This is a genomic window from Actinophytocola glycyrrhizae, assembly GCF_042653545.1.
Taxonomy (GTDB): domain Bacteria; phylum Actinomycetota; class Actinomycetes; order Mycobacteriales; family Pseudonocardiaceae; genus Actinophytocola; species Actinophytocola glycyrrhizae.
The window spans coordinates 1,073,049-1,089,641 of the sequence record NZ_JBHSIS010000002.1; the positions used below are offsets into that span (position 1 = coordinate 1,073,049).

The following is a 16,593-nucleotide window of genomic DNA, read 5'->3' on the forward strand; positions in this document are numbered from 1 at the left end:
GGACGAGGGATGCGATCGCGGTTGAGCGGACGCCGATGCTCGTTCGAGTGAACATCGGTGATGATCGCAACGGGGCGGGCCGTGGTTGCGATAGGCGCGGTGACGACAGGAGATGGTTGTGCGGGTCTTTGCCACGCTGATGTCCTCGGGTGCATGCGTTGTCGCCGTCCTGGCGACGTCGGGTTGCGGTGGTGAGTCGTCTCCTGAGCAGGAGCTGACGACGACCGCACCGCCGGCGCAGACGGAGGAGCAGGCCACGACGGAGCCCGCGGCGGAACCACCGGCCACCGAGCAGTGGGCGATGCCGAACCTCGCCGGGATGACCCTGCAGGACGCGCAGGACCAGATCCAGGCGCTGACGGGCGGCGCGATCTACTTCACGGACTCGCACGATCTCGGCGGACAGGACCGGAACCAGGTGCTGGACGCGAACTGGCAGGTGTGCACCCAGAACGTCGGGCCGGGCGCGACGTTGACCACGACGTCGCGGATCGACCTCGGGGTGGTCAAGCTCGACGAGGCTTGTCCCTGACACGGCTTCGCGGTCACGCCAAGGGTCGTCGTCAGTGGCGAACACGCACCGGTTCGCGCCGGTGAGAACGCCGGGCTATCTTACTTGCTACCTTTACCCCGAATCACCGGGACCAGGCTCCGGAGGACAAGGGAAAGCATGAGCCCGATCGAAATCCCGCAGGCACACGGACGACCGAGCTACGATTCGGAAAAGGAGATCTGGCGCACCCTCTGTGCTTATTGCGAGGCCATCGACAATGCCGATTTCGACCGGGTCGCGAGTCTCTGGAAACACGGCAGGTGGCCTTTCGCGGACGGGCCGGGTTCGGAACCGATGCGCCGCTGGCTGGAAGACAGCGTGATCCTCCACGACGGGAAGACGTACACCAAGCACCAGATGACGAACGTCGTCATCGACGTCGACGAGGATGCCGGTACCGCTTTCTTCACCAGCTACAGCAGCATCTGGCAGGCCCTTCCAGGCGCCAGGCCGGAGCTGATCATCTACACGCGGCTCAACGGCACCTTCGAGCGCCTGGAGGGTCGGTGGTGGTGGAAGGACCTCGAACTGCTGCCGGACCTGGTCGGTGACACCAGCAGGCACGTTCGCGGATGAGACCCCGGGGACCGAGGTTCGTCCCAGAGGCCGACGGAACAACCACTGGACACCGGTACCGGTCAGGGAATGTCCGCTACTCGCGGCAGTCCGGACTCCATGCCGGCCGCCTCCTCGACAGCGTCCGCGAAACCTGTTGGCGACCGCTGCGACCACTGCTACGTTTCCGGTGGCCGTGCGCGAACTCGAGGAGGTGGTACCCGTGAACATATCGACATGGGTGCTTCCCTCCGGGTTCACGGTCGGGCGATAGGTCGTCCGGGAGCGCCGTCACGAGCACTCCCGAAAGGCACGACCATGCGCTTCACCTCAGAACAGCGCTTCGACGACGGTGTCCTCGAACGCGGGTTCACCCTCGGCGAGATCCCCGGCATCCTGTGGACGCCCGCATCCGCACCGGCCCCGCTGATCCTGCTCGGCCACCCCGGTGGACTGCGCGGGATGTACCCGCGCCTGGCGGCCCGGGCCCGGCACGCCGCGGCGGAGGGCTTCGCCGCCGCCACCATCGAGCTCCCCTGGAGCGGTGACCGGCCCCGGTCCACCACCGCCGAACAGGCCCGCGCCGACCTGCACCGCGCACTGGCGGCCGGCGAGCCGATCGACGACGAGATCGTCGACCGGCTCGTCCTCCCGCTCGTCGACAGGGCGGCCCCGGAATGGCGGGCCGCCCTGGACGCCCTCCTTCCGCTGCCCGAGATCGGCGGCCCGGTCGGGTACGCGGGAGGGGTGATCGCCATCGGCGTGCGGCTGGCGGTGGTCGAGCCGCGCATCTCGGCAGCACTTCTGTTCGCCGGGAGTTTCGTGCCCCGCACGATGTTCGAACAGGCCCGGCAGGTCACCATTCCGCTGCAGGTGCTGCTGCAGTGGGACGACGAAGGAAACGACCGGCAGCTGGCCCTGGACCTGTTCGACGCCTTCGGCTCCAAGGAGAAGACGCTGCACGCCAACATGGGCGGGCACACCGGCGTCCCGGAGTTCGAGGGGGACGCCGCGAACCGGTTCTTCGCCCGCCACCTGAAGTGACACGCCCCGCCGATGCCCGAACGACGCTTCCGGGACGTCGAGCGTGCCGGAAGCGTCGTTCAGGGCATGGCGTCCGGGCCCGCGCGGCGGAACCCCGGCCATGGGGTCAGGAGTGGGGGCAGGTGTCCCGGTACTCCTGGATCAGGCTGCTCGGGCTCGGGGGCGGGCACAGGAACTGCTCGTACCGGGTGTCGTTGTCGATGAAGCGTTTGAGCCAGGAGATGCTGTAGCGGGCCACGGTCGTGTTGGCGCTCGTCGGGGCGGAGTGGCTCGCGTTGTTCAGTTCCAGGTACGCCTTGTCCGGGGCCGTGCTCATGCTGGTGTAGAACGGTTCGGAGTGGGACGACACCGGGGCCACCGAGTCGTTCTCCGCGCCGATGATCATCGTGGGGACGCGGACGGTGGACCAGGACTTGGTGGTGTGCCAGGGCGTCAGCGGGATGGCGGCCTGGATCGCGGGGCGGGTGCGGGACGCGGCGAGGCTGCCGCCGCCGCCCATCGAGTGGCCCATCACGCCCATGCGGGTGCGGTCGACGCGGGTGCGCACGGAGCTGGTGTTCGCCACGTAGTCGAGCGCGGCCAGCAGCTGGGTGCCGCGGCTGTCGGGCTGGTCCCACGTCGAACGGGTGTCGATGGTGATCACCACGAACCCCTGGGACGCCAGGCGCGGGCCCAGCCACGCCACGCTCGACTGCGACGCGGTGAAGCCCGGGGAGATGGCCACCGCGCCGAACGTGCCCTCCGCGGTGCTCGTGGGGTAGTAGACGGTGCCGCCGCCGAAGCCCGACACCGACGACCGGGACACGGTGACGCTGGCGATGGCGAACGGGCCGCGCGACGCCTCGATGCTCGACGTGGTCGGTGCGGGGCCGCGTTCGTACGGGTTGGCCGCGACCTGCGCTGGGGCCTGCGCGGGAGCGCCGACCAGGAGCAGAGCCGACGTGGACAGCGCGCAGAGGACACTGCGGATTCGCATGGATGCCTCGCTGGTGCAGGGGGAATCAGACCCCTACGACCCTCGGGCACCCGCCGGGCCGCGCGCATCGGCGGATGTACCGGTTCTCCGCCAAATGGGATCGGTAAAACTACCGTTCGGATGGCGTCTTCCCGGCGCGGTACGCCGTGTGGAAGAAAGGGTGCATGCTGCGGGGACGCGACCGGCAGCGCGTCGCCGTCGACGCGTTGCTCGAGCGGGTTCGTGCCGGCCGCGGCGGTGTGCTGGTGCTGCGCGGCGGACCGGGCTCTGGCAAGACGGCCCTCCTGCGCGCGGCACGGGCGGCCGCCGCCGACTTCGCCGCCGACCCGCGACGGGTGCTGCTGTGCGTCGACGACGCCCACGACCTGGACCTCGCCTGGCTGCTCAGCGCGCTGCCCGACTTCGCGGACAAGCCGGTCGCGGTGCTCATCGCCACCGAGGGCTCCGCACACGGGCTGCCGTGCGCGGAACTCGACCCGCTGGACCACGCGACGAGCGTCCGGGTCCTGCGGGACCTGCTGCCGGGCCTGCCCACCGGGCTCGCCGACGACGTCGCCCGCGTCGCCGACGGCAACCCCCTGGCTCTGGTGGAGCTGGCGCGGTCGCTCACCAGTGCCCAGCTGGGCGGTGCCGAACCACCACCGGAGGTGCTGCCACCGCACAGTTCACTCCGCGCGCGGCTGCGGGACCGGTTCGCCGCACTGTCACCGGACGCGCGGCACGCGCTCGCGATGGCCCTCGTCGACGACGACGTCGACGTGGACACCCTGGCGCGCACCCCCGGGCTGGACCTCGCGGCCGTGGACGAGGTCACGGCACTCATGGCAGCAGCGCCGCTCGTGCGGGCGACGCTGCGCGCGGAGCTCCCCGTGACCACCCGCTACGCCGCCCACGCGACCCTCGCCGCCACCCTGCCCGAAGGTCCGCGCCGCACCTGGCACGAGGCCGCGGGCCTGCCCGGCCCGAGGGACACCCACGCCGACCTGCTCGGCGCGGCGGCCGCCGACGCACGCGGCCGGGGCGACTTCGCGGCGGCTGCCCGCGACCACGGCCGGGCCGCCGCGCTGACCACCGCGCCCGACCTGCGTGCGCGCCGCCTGGTGTCCGCCGCGGCCGACCACTGGCGGCACGGCCTGCCGCACCGGGCACGCGCGACCCTGCGCGCGGTGGTGCCGCTGTCCGCGCGGCCAGAGGTGCGGGTGCTGGCCGAGCTCGTGGAAGGCGGCATCGAGGTCGGCGCCGGCCAGCCCGTCGTCGCCGCCCGCAGGCTGGTCCGCGCCGCCGAGCAGCTCCTGCCCGGCGACCGCGTGCTGGCCGTGACGGCGCTGGGGTTCGCGGGCGAGGCCGCTGCCGTCGCGGGCGACCACGCGCTGCACGGCGAGATCGCCGCCACCGCGGCGCGGTGGCGCGCCCCCGACGAGGCGCCGGGCCCGGCGTTGGTGCTGGACCACCTGATCGGCACCGCCGCGAGCTTCGCAGGGCGGCACGAGGTGGCGCTGCCCGCCCTGCGCTCGGTGGTCGAACTCGCCGGCCGGCTGCCCCACGCGACCGCCGCGATCTGGGGCGGCCACGCGGCGTTCGTGCTCGGCGACGTGGCGACCGCGCTGCGGCTGACCGAACGGGGTGTCGCCGCGGCACGGGAGGGTGGCCTCACCACGCTCGTGCCGTGGGCGCTGACCTACCGCGCGATGGCCGCGCTCCTCGCCGACCAGCACGAGCTCGCCCGTGAGTCCGCGTTCGAGGGCGCGCACGCGGCCATCGCGGCCGGCCAGGTCAACGCCATGACCGACCACCTCATGTTCCTGGCGCTGCTCGCGGCGTTGCTCGGCGACACCGACACCGCGCTGCACCGGATCGGCGCGGCAGGGGAAGGAGTGCGCGACCGCGGCCTCGGCCGGTCGGGCACGCTCGGCGCCTGGGCGTTGACGTGCGTGGACCTCGTCCGCGACCGGCCTGCCGACGCGCTCGGCCACCTCGGGCACCTCGTCGCGGGCGGGATGCACGCCGGTGTGCGGGCCCTGGCGGTGCCGGACATCGTGGAGGCCGCCGTCCGCTGCGGCGAGCGGTCCACTGCCGACGCCGCGCTGCGCAGCTACACGCGCTGGGTGCACAGCACCGGCCCGTCGTCGCGGCTCGCGGTGTCACACCGCTGCCAGGCGATGGTGTCCGACGGCGCGGACGCCGAGGGCCACTTCACCGAGGCGATCCGCCTGCACCGGATCAGCGGGACGTCGATGGAGCTGGCGAAGACCGAACTGTTCTACGCCACCCGGCTGCGCCGCAACCGGAAACCCAGGCAGGCGCGTGAGCTGCTGCGCGACTCGATCGGCCACTTCGAACGCCACGAGGCCGACTACTGGGCGAACCGCGCCCGCGCCGAACTGCACGCGGTGGGCGAAGCGCCGAAGACCGGTCCCGGCGTGCCGGCGCTGACCCCGCAGCAGGACAAGATCGCGCGCCTCGTCGCGGAAGGGGCCACCAACCGCGAGGTCGCCGCCCGCCTGTTCCTGAGCCAGCGCACCGTGGAACACCACCTGCGCAACATCTTCACCCGCCTCGGCGTGCGCTCCCGCGTCGAGCTGGTACGCATCCTGGGCTGATTCAGGCGTCCTCGTCGGGTTCGAGGAAGTGGTACAGCAGCACCGGGTGGGGCGCGCCGATGGCCTTGGTCCACTGCCGTCCGTCCCACCCGCACACGAGGTTGACCGGGTCGAACCCGGCGCCGGTGGAGAACGCGCCGGATGTCGCGTGCGCACGAGGTCGGACCACCACTCCGGGACCGCGGCGAGCAGGTCGGTCTCGTCCTCCGCGCCGAACCAGGTCACCGCGGCGGCGAAGCAGGTCTCGGTGTCCTCGACATCGCAGCCGACCAGAACCGCGCACGTGTGGTCGTACACCCGCCCGGGGAAGAGCTGTTCGACGATGGCCCAGCCGGACCGGGTCCGCGCCGCGGCCACCGGGTCGTCGGGACGAGGTCCCGGACAGGCCTCCCGCATCGCCACGGGTGCGCGTCGTGATCCGAGACTGTGGTAGGCCGCCATGATCGACGATCATGCCCGTGTGTCTCTCGGCCAGGTGGCGGAACCTCGTGGCGAGGATGTGCGCGTTGGGCCGTTCCTACCAATGGGATTCGTGCGAACAATACATTCCCATACTTCTGGGAATAGCACTCCTTGACGTCCGTTGAGATCATTTGAGAACGTCGATCGTGGACATGTCCTTCCTGATCGCGGATTCGGAGTATTACGAGCCCTGGTACGTGGCTGATCCCGGCGTGCGGCTGTGTCCTGCCGCGATGCCCGACGACTGGGTGCGGCACGACGAGGGGGCCTGGACACATTGGGGCCCACCGGATCTCGTGCTTCCGGACCAGGGCTGGAAGGTGCACGTGTCCAGCTCGCTGGCCAATGTGCGGTCCGTCGTCGCGGTCGTGTCGGTCGCGTGCGTGGAAATGGGAGTGCCGTTCAAACACCTCGCGGGCCGGACCACATTCCTGATCGCACACGACAAACACGCGGCCCGGCCGCAGAGTGGGAAGTCGTGCACCCTCTATCCGCCCACCGAGGAATCCGCGCGGGAGTTGATGCGGCGCCTGTCGTCCGACCTCGCCGGAGTGGATGGACCGTTCGTGCTCACCGATCGGCGGTTCGGCCAGAGCACGTGTGTGTCCTACCGCTTCGGCGCGTTTCGCGGTCGTACCCGGGTGGACGGTGACGGCAACCACGTGCCGGTGATGACCGGCGCGGACGGCCGGGACGTCGACGACGAACGCAAACCGGTGTTCCACCTGCCACCCGGCGTGTCCGACCCGTTCCGTGAGGAGCAGCCCGCGACGGGCGCCCGAGGACCGGTGACGATGCACGGCTACGTGTTCGACGCGGTGTTGCGGCACAGCAACGCGGGCGGCGCGTACCGGTTCCGCGACGCGGACGGCGCCGCGGTGTTCGTCAAGGAAGCGAAGGCGCACAACGGCTACACCGCGGACGGTGCGGACGCGAAGACGCGGCTGACCGCGGAGTACCTGGTGCTGAGGGAAATCCACGCCCGCGCTCCCGGCCTGTGCCCACGGCCGGTGGAGATGTTCCACCACTGGGAACACAGCTACCTGGTCTCCGAGTTCGTGCCGGGTGTCTCGCTGTACCGGTGGATGGTGACGAACAACCCCGTGGTGCTCGACCACACGGACACCGCGGCGTACCCCGGCTACCACCAGCGCTGCCTCGCCCTCCTCGACCAGATCGACGAGCAACTGCGCGCGCTGCACGACCTCGGTCTGGTCTTCATCGACCTCAGCCCGACCAACGTCCTGGTGGACGACGACGACCGCGTGCGGCTCGTCGACTTCGAGGCGGTGCAACCGGCCGACGACGTGCACCGGTACATGGGCACGCCGGGCTACCTGCCGCCAGACCCGAGGGCCGTGGTGGCGGACGACCCGCTCGGTCTCGACCGGTACGGCCTGTCCGCGCTGGCGCTGCTGCTCGTGTTCCCCGCCCACGAGGCTGCGGAACGGGACCCGGCGGTGCTCGACCACCTGCACGCGGACCTGACCGAACTGGCGACCGTCCAACCGCGGCTGTGGCGGCTGGCCACCAGGTGCCACGACCGCACCGGCCCCACGGCCTTGCCCACGCCGGCCGCGGTGCGGGCCGGACCGGTCGCCGCGTTGCGGGACCTCGCGGAGCGGACCGCCGACGCCGTCGAGGCCATGGCGCGACCGGACCACCCGGCACGCGTGTACCCGACGATCCCCCTGGGCTACCAGACGAACACCCGGGCGCTGGCGGCGGGCACGGCGGGCGTGTTGTACGCACTGCACCGCACCGGCCGCACCTGCGATCCGGCCATCGTCACGCGGCTGCGAGACGAGGCGGTGGCGGCTGCCGTGTCCGACGCGCCGGGCTTCCTGCACGGCAGTGCGGGCATCGCGGCCGTGCTGGCGGACCTCGGCGAGACCGACGCCGCGGAGTCGCTGCTCACCGCGGCGGCCGCGCATCCGCTCAACGACGAGTCCGCGACGTTCGGCGGTGGTGCGGCGGGTACCGCGTACGGACTTCTGGCCCACCACCGCCGCACCGGTGAGGAGCGCTGGCTGGGCCTGGCGGCGAGGTTGCTCGACCGGGTGCCGGAGGGCGCCGAGCTGACCGCCCGGTTGAGCAGGGTCAACCGCTCGGGGCTGGTGGGCGGGCGGACCGGCGTGGCGCTCGCGCTGCACGGTCTTCACGAGGCCACGGGTGATGACCGGCCGTTCCGGCGCGGTCTGCGGCTGCTGCAGGAGGAACTCGCCTACGCCGTTCCGCTGCCCAACGGTGGGCTCGGGTTCCGCATCGCGCAGGCGGACCGGCGCGTCTACCCGTACCTGTTCGCGGGCAGCGCCGGCTACGCGATGGTCCTGTCGCGCTTCTTCACAGACCGCGCGGACGCGGAGTTCGACGAGCCGTTCGACGGCGTGACCGCCGGCGACGCGCTCACGCGGTGCCTGACCGCGTGCACGGCACGCTTCACCGTGTTCCCCGGCTTGTTCCCCGGGCTGGCGGGCCTCGTCCTGGCGCTCGCGGACGCGGGACAACGCCTGAACAGACCCGAGCTCGTCGACACGGCGCTTGTCAACGCACAGGGCCTGTTCCGGTACGCCGTGCCGCACCGGCGCGGGGTGGGTTGGCTCGGTGAGCCGGGCCAGCGCCTGTCCACCGACCTCTGGTCAGGCGCGGCCGGTGTCCTGCTCGCACTGCGCCACCTGACCGGCGCCCTCCAGGACCCCCTCGACGCGGTCACCACGTCGAGGGCAGTCGAAACACCCGTGGAAAGGAGTGATGAACATGGAGGAAGTCCTGCTTTTGCAGGCTGAGGCAGCTCACGAGGACGACCTGATGGCGTGCAACGTGCTCACGATGAGCAGCAGGGGCAGCGTCTGCCTGTGACGCAACCGCCTGCCGGGCACGCTCCACGCCCGGCAGGCGGCCTCCAAGGACGGCGCGATCAGTCGATCCTGTGTTGTGGGCCTGGATGGGCTGTCACGCGGCAGGCCGGTTCTGTGCGTACTTGATGTAGGCGTCGATCCAGGTACGTGCCCAGGCGCGGATCTTGTCCTCGACGGCGGGATCGTCGAGGGCCGCGCGCACCTCGTCACAGACGACGCCCCACTCGGCCGGGCTGAACGACGTCACCTGGGTGAGGGCGCCCTTCTTGGCGCAGTCGATGAAGTCGAAGCGGACCGGCCCCGGCACGCTGTAGTCGCCGGGCCGGTAGCAGTCGTCGACCACACGGTCGATCTCCGGCTTGGCCGCCGCGACGACGCCCTTGGTCTCGGCCAGCCAGTCCGGCACCATCGCCGGGATGTTCTTCTTCAGCCACACCACGTCCCTCGCGTCCGAGCCCGGCCGCAACGGCGCGGCGCGAACCAGCTCCTCCTCCAACACACGGGTGACCGAGTCGACCTTCCCCGCGGCCATGGAGCAGGAGGCGTAGGCGGTGGCGGTCGGCAGGACGGTCAGCGCCGCGGCGACGAGCGCGACGAGCGCGATGGGCTTGATCCTCATGGAGCACTCCGGTAGCTCGGGAACGAAGACCCACCTCGAATACCCGACTCCGGAGCCACAAACGAGAGCACGCTCCGATTCACTCCTCTGTGCACGCACAATCACCCGACCGGTGACGATCACCGCCGTCGCCCGGCCACGGTTCACGGCCGTGCCGAGCGGTCACAGCCCTGCCCGGTCGGGCAGTGCGCCGCTGTCGTGGAGGTGGCGGCGGGCCGCGGCGATGGCCTCGGGTGTCGTGGCGAACACGTGCCCGTCCGCGGCGAGGCGGGTGATGACATCGAGTGCCTCGAGCGGCTGGTGGTGTCCGTCGCGGATACCGGACAGGTAGACCGTGATGCCACGGCGCTGGACGGTCTCGATGATGTCCTTCAGCACCAGCGCACCGCTCGCGTCGATCGTCACGATCCGGGACATGCGGAGGATGAGCACGGAGACGTCGGCGACGTCGGTGAGCTCGTGCAGGAACCGGTGCGCGGCGGCGAAGAACAGCGGTCCGTCGATGCGGTAGGCCACGATGTGCTCGGCCAGCAGGGCGTGCTCCTCGTCGCCGGTGGCGGCCGGCAGGTCGTCGGCCAGGTCGACCTGGTCGACACGTGCCTGCCTCGCCACGGCCCGCAGCGCTAGCAGCCCGGCCACGAGCAGGCCGAGGACCACCGCGTAGACCAGGTCCAGTGCGACGGTCGCGACGGCGGTCAGCACCAGCACGACCGCGTCGGAACGGGTCGCGCGTGCCATCGCGCGGAGTCCCCGTGCGTCCACCATGCGGATGGCGGTGGCGAGCAGGACACCCGCCAGCGCCGCGAGCGGGATCCGGGACACCAGCGGCGCGGCGGTGTAGACGATGACCGCGAGCACCCCGGCGTGCGCGAAAGCGGCGAGCCGCGACCCGGCCCCGGTGCGCACGTTGACCGCGGTGCGCGCGATCGCGCCGGTCGCGGGCACCCCACCGAACAGCGGCGCGGCGATGTTCGCCAGCCCCTGCCCGAACAGCTCCCGGTCCGGGTCGTGCCGCTGGTTGACCGTCATCCCGTCGGCCACCGAGGCCGACAGCAGCGACTCCAGCGCGGCGAGCGCCGCGACGGCGACCGCCGACGGCAGCAGCGAAACGACCGCCGACAGGTCGAGGAAGTCCAGTGACGGAGCCGAAAGCCCGGCGGGCAGCGCCCCGATCGGGACGGCGTGGTCCAGGTGCGCCACGGCGGCGACGACGGTCGCCGCGACCACGGCGACGATCGAGAACGGGATCGTGGGCCACCGCCGCACCCCGGCCAGCATCACCGCCGCGACACCCGCCGCGAGCCCGATGGCCTGCCAGTTCGGCGTCTGCAGGAATGCCTGCACCGCATGCCAGGCGGCGGCGACCACGTGCGACTCGCCACCCGCCTCGACACCGAGGGCGTTCGGGACCTGCTGCAGCCCGATGACACAGGCGATGCCGACCGTGAAGCCCTCCACCACCGGCGCGGGCACGTACCGCATGTACCGGCCCGCCCCCGCCACCGCGAGCCCGACCAGCAGCAGCCCCGCGAGCAGCCCGACCGTCAGCACTCCCCTGGGGCCATGCGCGGCCACGATCGGCACGAGCACCACCGTCATCGCCCCCGTCGGGCCCGACACCTGCAGGTTGGAGCCACCGAACACGGCAGCCACCGCACCCGCGACCACCGCGGTGGCGAGCCCGGCCTCCGCCCCCAGACCCGAGGACACCCCGAACCCCAGCGCGAGCGGCAGCGCCACCACCGCCACCGTCAACCCGGCGAGCAGGTCCCGCCGGGGATGGCGGCGAACCGCGACGAAGTCGGCACCGGCAGGCAGCAGCGAGAAGAGCCGGGAGCGGGTCACCGGGTGCCCGTCTCAGCGTCCCGCAGCTCGTCCAGCAACTGGTTCTGCCCGGCCAGCATCTCGGTCAGGATCCGCCGCGCCGCACGCATGAGGTCGGCGACATCACCACCGGCCAACGCGTACACGACGGTGGCCCCCTCCCGGTTCGCGGTCACGATGCCCGAACGCCGCAGCACCGCGAGCTGCTGCGACAGACTCGGCGCTTCGACATCGATCTCGGCAAGCAGATCGCGGACCGCCTTCGGCCCGTCCTGCAACAGCTCCAGCACCCGGATCCGGACCGGATGCCCCAGCATCTTGAAGAACTCGGCCTTCGCCACGTACAGCGGAACCGGCATGTCACCCCCTGCGGCAGGACACCAAGGGGTCAACTATCTGCCAAGTTGCAGAACTATGCAATCGCGCAACCTGTGCCGTTGCTCACCGAGGTCGGCCGTGCTCGGTCAGCGGAGTGCGACGGTGAGCAGGACCGCGCTGTCGGTCACGGCGGTGAGGCCGTGTCGCTGGGGCGGGATGGCGGTGCGGTCACCGCGGTCGAGGCCCTGGACGTGGCCGCGGGTCAGGGGGCGGTGATCCCGTGCCGCGCGGACTGTTCGCGGCGCCCCAGCCTGCGGAACATCAGCACCTCGAGGAACTCCACTGTGGACATCGCGGACGGCGGTGTCCGTGATGGCCGTTGCCGTCTGGTCCTTGTCGGCCGGGATCGTTTCCCGGAACCGCTGAAGGGGTAGCTTCGGGTCGTCGGACTTTCTCGGATGGCTTGACTGGTCCGACAGTCGCGGAAGGAGCGTGCATGGCGAGGCAAGGCCATCAACACCGGGTGGTGGTGGGCGTGGACGGCTCGGAATCCGCGCTGCACGCCGTTCGGTGGGCGGCGGAGGAGGCCGAGCGGCGTGGTGCCGCACTGCGGCTGGTCAGCGCGTTCCGACTACCCTTCCGTTACCGCGCTGGTGTCGTCGAGATCGACAGTCTGCGCACGCTGTTGCGTGCCGAGCACCGGCGCCAGCTCGTCGACGCGGGCTCTGCCGCGACCGCGGCGGCACCCGGTCTGCGGCCGGAACCGGAACTCGTGGACGGCGTTCCGGTCGACACTCTGGTGCGGGAGTCCAGCGAGGCATCCCTCCTGGTGCTGGGCACCCGTGGGCTCGGCGGCTTCGCCGGGCTGCTGGTCGGGTCCACCTCCGTCGCGCTCGCCGGCCGCACACACTGCCCACTCGTGGTCGTGCGGGACGCGGACGAGCCCGGGACCGGCGCCCCGGTGGTGGTCGGCGTGGACGGGACACCGGTGGGTGAGGCTGCCATCGGGTTCGCGTTCGAGCAGGCCTCGGCACGTGACAGCGAGCTTGTGGCGGTGCACAGCTGGACGGATCCCGCGGTTCTCAACGCACTGGCCGGTGGGGCACTGATGGCCGACTACGGGATGTTGGAGGAGCAGGCCACGGTGCTGCTGGCGGAGCGGCTTGCCGGCTGGCAGGAGAGGTATCCCGACGTGCGGGTGACCCGCCACGTCGTCCGCGACCACCCGACCAGGACCCTGCTCCACTTCGCGGACGGTGCACAGCTCGTGGTGGTCGGCAGCCGTGGCCGCGGCGGCTTCGCCGGTCTGGTACTCGGGTCGACCAGCCAGCACCTCCTGCATCACGCGCCGTGCCCGGTCGCTGTCGTGCGAACGCCGAGGTCCGACTAGAGAACTGACGGAGAAGACCAACGACCCCGGCCTCATCGCCAGGCAACAGTCGCTTGTCTCGGTGAACAGCGCCCTGCAGGTGGACCTCTACGCGCGCGCAGCCGGTCCTCGGCCCAGCGCAGCACGCCCGGCAGGTTCGGTGAGATACCGCCGCCCGCCATCAAACCAGCTCCCAGAACGACGGACCGACCGGCTCGGAGAAAGTCGCCGGTGGCGACGAGGAAGCCGTCGGGGGCGAGGGTGATCGGCAGCTGCGGCAACGCCCGGACCGCGGGCCCGAAGATCGGCACGGCGCCCCGGTTGAGGTCGAACTGGGACTGGTGGCACGGGCACAACAGCCGGCTCACCCTGGTCTCGAACAGGGATACCGGGCAGCCGAGATGGGTGCAGATCCTCGAGTAGGCGTAGAAGCTCCCGTAGTTGAATCCCTCGTGCCCGGGACGGGGAACGACCCGTTCCTCCGGCCGCAAACGGAACAACATCGCCGCGGCGTCGGCCCGGCGGGCGGCGGCCACCAGCCGCTCCGGATCGTCCCTTTCGGACTCGCGGAAGGGCACGACGCCCACCGTCGAACCGGCTTCCAGGTCGGCCGGCCGGACCAGCACGACCTCGTGCGGGTCACCGAGGTCCTGCCGCAGGTACACCTGCTCACCGTCGGTCGATGCCCAGGTGGTGTGCCACAGCGAGTCCGGGTCGCGGGGGCGTTCCACCGGGTCCTCGACGAACCCGCCCACCGTGAGGACACCGGCGCCCAGCCCGGTCACGCCGACACCGGCGCCGAGTGCCCGGCCCATCCACGATCTCCTGGTCAGCCCCGCCCGCCGCGCCGAGTCGGCCAGGATCGCCGCCGTGGCGTCCTGGTCCGCCTCCGGTGACGGCTCGTCGTGCCGTTCCTGCACCGCCACCTCCCTGGGCATGAACCGTCTGGTGTAGACGATCAACATCACGCTCAGCGCGATGAGCGCGAGCCCGAGCGTCAGACCGAGCATCGGCGTGTAGAGCACGTACACCAGATGCCCGTCCTCCCCCGGAGGCACGTACCGCGACGGCCAGAACACATACGCGGCAAGGAAAGACAGCCCGGACAGCACCGAAACGGCCGCCCAGGTCAGCACCAGGCGGCGGGCGCGACGCTCCGCCCGGGTACCTGCGACCGGCCACGGGTCGGCGTACTTCCGCAGCCGGACACCGTCCTGCTCGGCACCGTACCGCACCAGTTCCTGCCGTTCTCCGGAACGGGCATCCTCGTCGTGATCCGGTTGGGGCATCACCGGGCCTCCTCACCTGCACACTGCCGCGACGTGCCAGCGTGGTGCCCCACGTGGAGGGCGGAAAACGTCCTCGTCCGGACGTGACAGAATCGTCAACTGCCTTTCTCCGGCAGGCGCCAACTCCGATGACGATTTCGACACAAAACCACAACACGAATTTATCTGCGCTGAGCAAGTATTCGTGCGGTGAAACCGGAATGCCCACCACTTGGCCGGGTAGCCACCTCGAAGAAGTCATCCAGCGACGACGATCGTCGAAAGGAGACATCATGACAACCTTCCCCGACCCCTCGTCCACGCCGGTGTCCCGGCGGGTGGTGGCGAACTTCGACGACTACGCGGAAGCCGAACGGGCAGTGGACTACCTGTCGGACAACAAGTTCCCGGTCCAGCGCACGACGATCGTCGGGCGCGGCCTGGACCTGGTCGAGCAGATCACCGGCCGGCGCACGTACCTGTCGGCGGCCGGTCGCGGAGCCGCATCCGGCGCCGTCGTCGGTGCGCTGTTCGGGTGGCTCTTCACCGCCTTCGGCTGGCTGGAACCGGCGATCGCGAGCCTGCTGCTCGCACTCTACGGAGCCGTGTTCGGAGCGGTCGTCGGCGCCGTGCTCGGCGCGCTGCTCGGCGTGCTGGGACACGCCGGCACCGGCGGACAACGGGACTTCAGCTCGCAGCCGACCTTCCGAGCACACTCCTACGAGGTGCACGTCGACAACGAAGTCGCCGACGAGGCCCAACGGCTGCTGAGCAGCGACAGCGCCCCTGGTATCGGAATGTCGTCCAGGCACTGACGACCCGTCCTGGCCGAGGCCAGGACGCCAACCGGAACCCGTCGCGTGTTCCGGTGACGTCGGACATGCGTGCCGTGAACGCGCCTTTCACAGCACCGGCCCGCCCGGCGGGCGACGGACGCGCGATCTGTGGTGCGGACGGCGACTCCTTCCCCGGGGCAGCTGCTTCGGGCGCGGCCCCGGGCAGCCATCTTGCGGGCACCTGACGATTTCGTCCGGCGGACGGCGCCAGGTGGCGGACTGGCCGGTCATGGTCTGTGATCGGACCGACAGGACAATCAAGGGAAGGGGCACATGCGTAGTCCACGACAGACGATGTCGCGCCGGGCGAGGACGGCGATCCGCCGGGCACCTGGCGATGGCGTGGGCCGGGCGACCATCGCCATGATCGTGGTCGTCCTGCTGATCGCCACGACCGTCATCGGTGGTGTGCTGTGGCGAGCTGACCAGAAGCAGTCCGCGACCAAGGGGCCGATCCCCGCGGTGACCTCGGCACCGGACGACCTCCTGGTTGGCTTCGAGCCCAGTACCGTGAGCGTGCTCGTCGGACCGGCCGAGGCACCCACCACCATTCACGTGTACGAGGACTTCCTCTGCCCGGCGTGCCGCCGGTTCGAGCACCGCTACGGTGAGCGACTCCACGACGCGGTCGAGCGGGGCGAGGTCAAGGTGGCCTATCACCTGGTGAACCTGCTCGACAACCGCTCCGACCCGCCCGGCTACTCGCTGCGGGCGGCGAACGCCGCGCTGGCCGTCGCCGTCCACTCGGCACCACACTTCCCCGACTTCCACCGCAGCCTGTTCGCAGCGCAACCAGACCAGGGTTCACGCGGCTACAGCGACAATCAGCTGGTCGGGCTGGCGGAACGGCTCGGCGCCGTCGGCCCCGAACTGACCGACGCGATCACGAACGGCGCCAAGACCGACGAGATCGAACGCGCTCTGCGCGAGGCGAGGAACGATCCCGCACTTCGGCGAACCACCTCGGACGGGCGGTCCTACTTCGCCGTCCCGACCGTGACGGTCAACGGCCGCCTGGTCGAGGACATCCAACGGGGCTGGCTGGACCCGATCTCACCCGCATGAACCGCCGCGTCGCCGAGTGAGAACACGCCGACGGGGCGCCCTCGTCGATTATGGGACGCGGCGCACGGCGTGCTCGCGCATCCGCGTGACGACGGTGTCGACCTCGCCGCCGCACACCTCCCCGGCGCAGGGCGCCTGCCGGATCGTCGCGGGTGGCCAGCACCCGGACGACCAGGTCCCGGTCGGTGACGATGCCGCGAAGCCGCTCGCGCCGCATCAACATCCCGGATTCGGGCAACCTCCGGG

General features: G+C 71.1%; 14 protein-coding genes. 8 read left to right on the forward strand and 6 right to left on the reverse strand.

Translation table 11 applies throughout. The features are described from left to right. Positions 1–118 precede the first annotated feature (118 nt). From ACFPCV_RS04845 to ACFPCV_RS04855, 3 genes are all read left to right on the forward strand, one after another. Positions 119–532 carry a PASTA domain-containing protein gene (locus ACFPCV_RS04845; RefSeq protein WP_378054776.1) on the forward strand — a complete coding sequence of 138 codons (414 nt, stop codon included), beginning with the start codon at positions 119–121 and terminating at the stop codon, positions 530–532. Positions 533–670: 138 nt separating this feature from the next. Continuing rightward, positions 671–1,129: a nuclear transport factor 2 family protein gene (locus ACFPCV_RS04850; protein ID WP_378054777.1), complete on the forward strand. Its 459-nt coding sequence runs from the start codon at positions 671–673 to the stop codon at positions 1,127–1,129. A gap of 297 nt (positions 1,130–1,426) precedes the next feature. Beyond that, positions 1,427–2,152, forward strand: a complete 726-nt coding sequence (locus tag ACFPCV_RS04855) for an alpha/beta hydrolase (protein ID WP_378054778.1) — start codon at positions 1,427–1,429, stop codon at positions 2,150–2,152. 106 nt (positions 2,153–2,258) lie between these two features. Here the strand turns inward: ACFPCV_RS04855 and ACFPCV_RS04860 are convergent, their stop codons facing one another. Continuing rightward, positions 2,259–3,128 carry a poly(ethylene terephthalate) hydrolase family protein gene (locus tag ACFPCV_RS04860; RefSeq protein ID WP_378054779.1) on the reverse strand — a complete coding sequence of 290 codons (870 nt, stop codon included), beginning with the start codon at positions 3,126–3,128 and terminating at the stop codon, positions 2,259–2,261. A gap of 164 nt (positions 3,129–3,292) precedes the next feature. Between ACFPCV_RS04860 and ACFPCV_RS04865 the strand changes: the two genes are divergently transcribed. Continuing rightward, positions 3,293–5,728: a LuxR C-terminal-related transcriptional regulator gene (locus ACFPCV_RS04865; RefSeq protein ID WP_378054780.1), complete on the forward strand. Its 2,436-nt coding sequence runs from the start codon at positions 3,293–3,295 to the stop codon at positions 5,726–5,728. A gap of 1 nt (position 5,729) precedes the next feature. On the opposite strand, the gene ACFPCV_RS04870 is transcribed toward ACFPCV_RS04865, so the two are convergent. Further along, positions 5,730–5,900, reverse strand: coding sequence for a hypothetical protein (locus ACFPCV_RS04870; RefSeq protein ID WP_378054781.1), 171 nt, complete (start codon positions 5,898–5,900; stop codon positions 5,730–5,732). Positions 5,901–6,342: 442 nt separating this feature from the next. On the opposite strand from ACFPCV_RS04870, the gene lanKC reads away from it, so the two are divergent. After that, positions 6,343–8,976: a class III lanthionine synthetase LanKC gene (gene lanKC / locus ACFPCV_RS04875; RefSeq protein ID WP_378054782.1), complete on the forward strand. Its 2,634-nt coding sequence runs from the start codon at positions 6,343–6,345 to the stop codon at positions 8,974–8,976. 166 nt (positions 8,977–9,142) lie between these two features. Here the strand turns inward: lanKC and ACFPCV_RS04880 are convergent, their stop codons facing one another. The 3 genes from ACFPCV_RS04880 to ACFPCV_RS04890 form a co-directional block, all read right to left on the reverse strand. Then, positions 9,143–9,667 (reverse strand): hypothetical protein, encoded by a 525-nt coding sequence (locus ACFPCV_RS04880; protein ID WP_378054783.1) that lies wholly within the window; start codon positions 9,665–9,667, stop codon positions 9,143–9,145. A 162-nt stretch (positions 9,668–9,829) separates the two neighbouring features. After that, a complete protein-coding gene (locus ACFPCV_RS04885) occupies positions 9,830–11,512 on the reverse strand; it encodes a SulP family inorganic anion transporter (RefSeq protein ID WP_378054784.1) in 1,683 nt (560 codons plus the stop codon). Next, the gene (locus tag ACFPCV_RS04890; protein ID WP_378054785.1) at positions 11,509–11,850 is read right to left on the reverse strand and encodes an ArsR/SmtB family transcription factor; all 342 of its coding nucleotides are present in this window, start codon (positions 11,848–11,850) and stop codon (positions 11,509–11,511) included. Before ACFPCV_RS04890 ends, ACFPCV_RS04885 begins: the two co-directional genes overlap by 4 nt. Positions 11,851–12,305: 455 nt before the next feature. On the opposite strand from ACFPCV_RS04890, the gene ACFPCV_RS04895 reads away from it, so the two are divergent. Continuing rightward, positions 12,306–13,199, forward strand: a complete 894-nt coding sequence (locus tag ACFPCV_RS04895; RefSeq protein ID WP_378054786.1) for a universal stress protein — start codon at positions 12,306–12,308, stop codon at positions 13,197–13,199. 32 nt (positions 13,200–13,231) lie between these two features. Here the strand turns inward: ACFPCV_RS04895 and qcrA are convergent, their stop codons facing one another. After that, positions 13,232–14,467, reverse strand: coding sequence for a cytochrome bc1 complex Rieske iron-sulfur subunit (gene qcrA, locus ACFPCV_RS04900; protein ID WP_378054787.1), 1,236 nt, complete (start codon positions 14,465–14,467; stop codon positions 13,232–13,234). A gap of 272 nt (positions 14,468–14,739) precedes the next feature. Here qcrA and ACFPCV_RS04905 point away from each other — a divergent pair, with 272 nt between their 5' ends. Further along, positions 14,740–15,261, forward strand: coding sequence for a YflT domain-containing protein (locus tag ACFPCV_RS04905; protein ID WP_378054788.1), 522 nt, complete (start codon positions 14,740–14,742; stop codon positions 15,259–15,261). A gap of 294 nt (positions 15,262–15,555) precedes the next feature. Then, positions 15,556–16,347, forward strand: a complete 792-nt coding sequence (locus ACFPCV_RS04910) for a DsbA family protein (protein WP_378054789.1) — start codon at positions 15,556–15,558, stop codon at positions 16,345–16,347. Positions 16,348–16,593 lie beyond the last annotated feature (246 nt).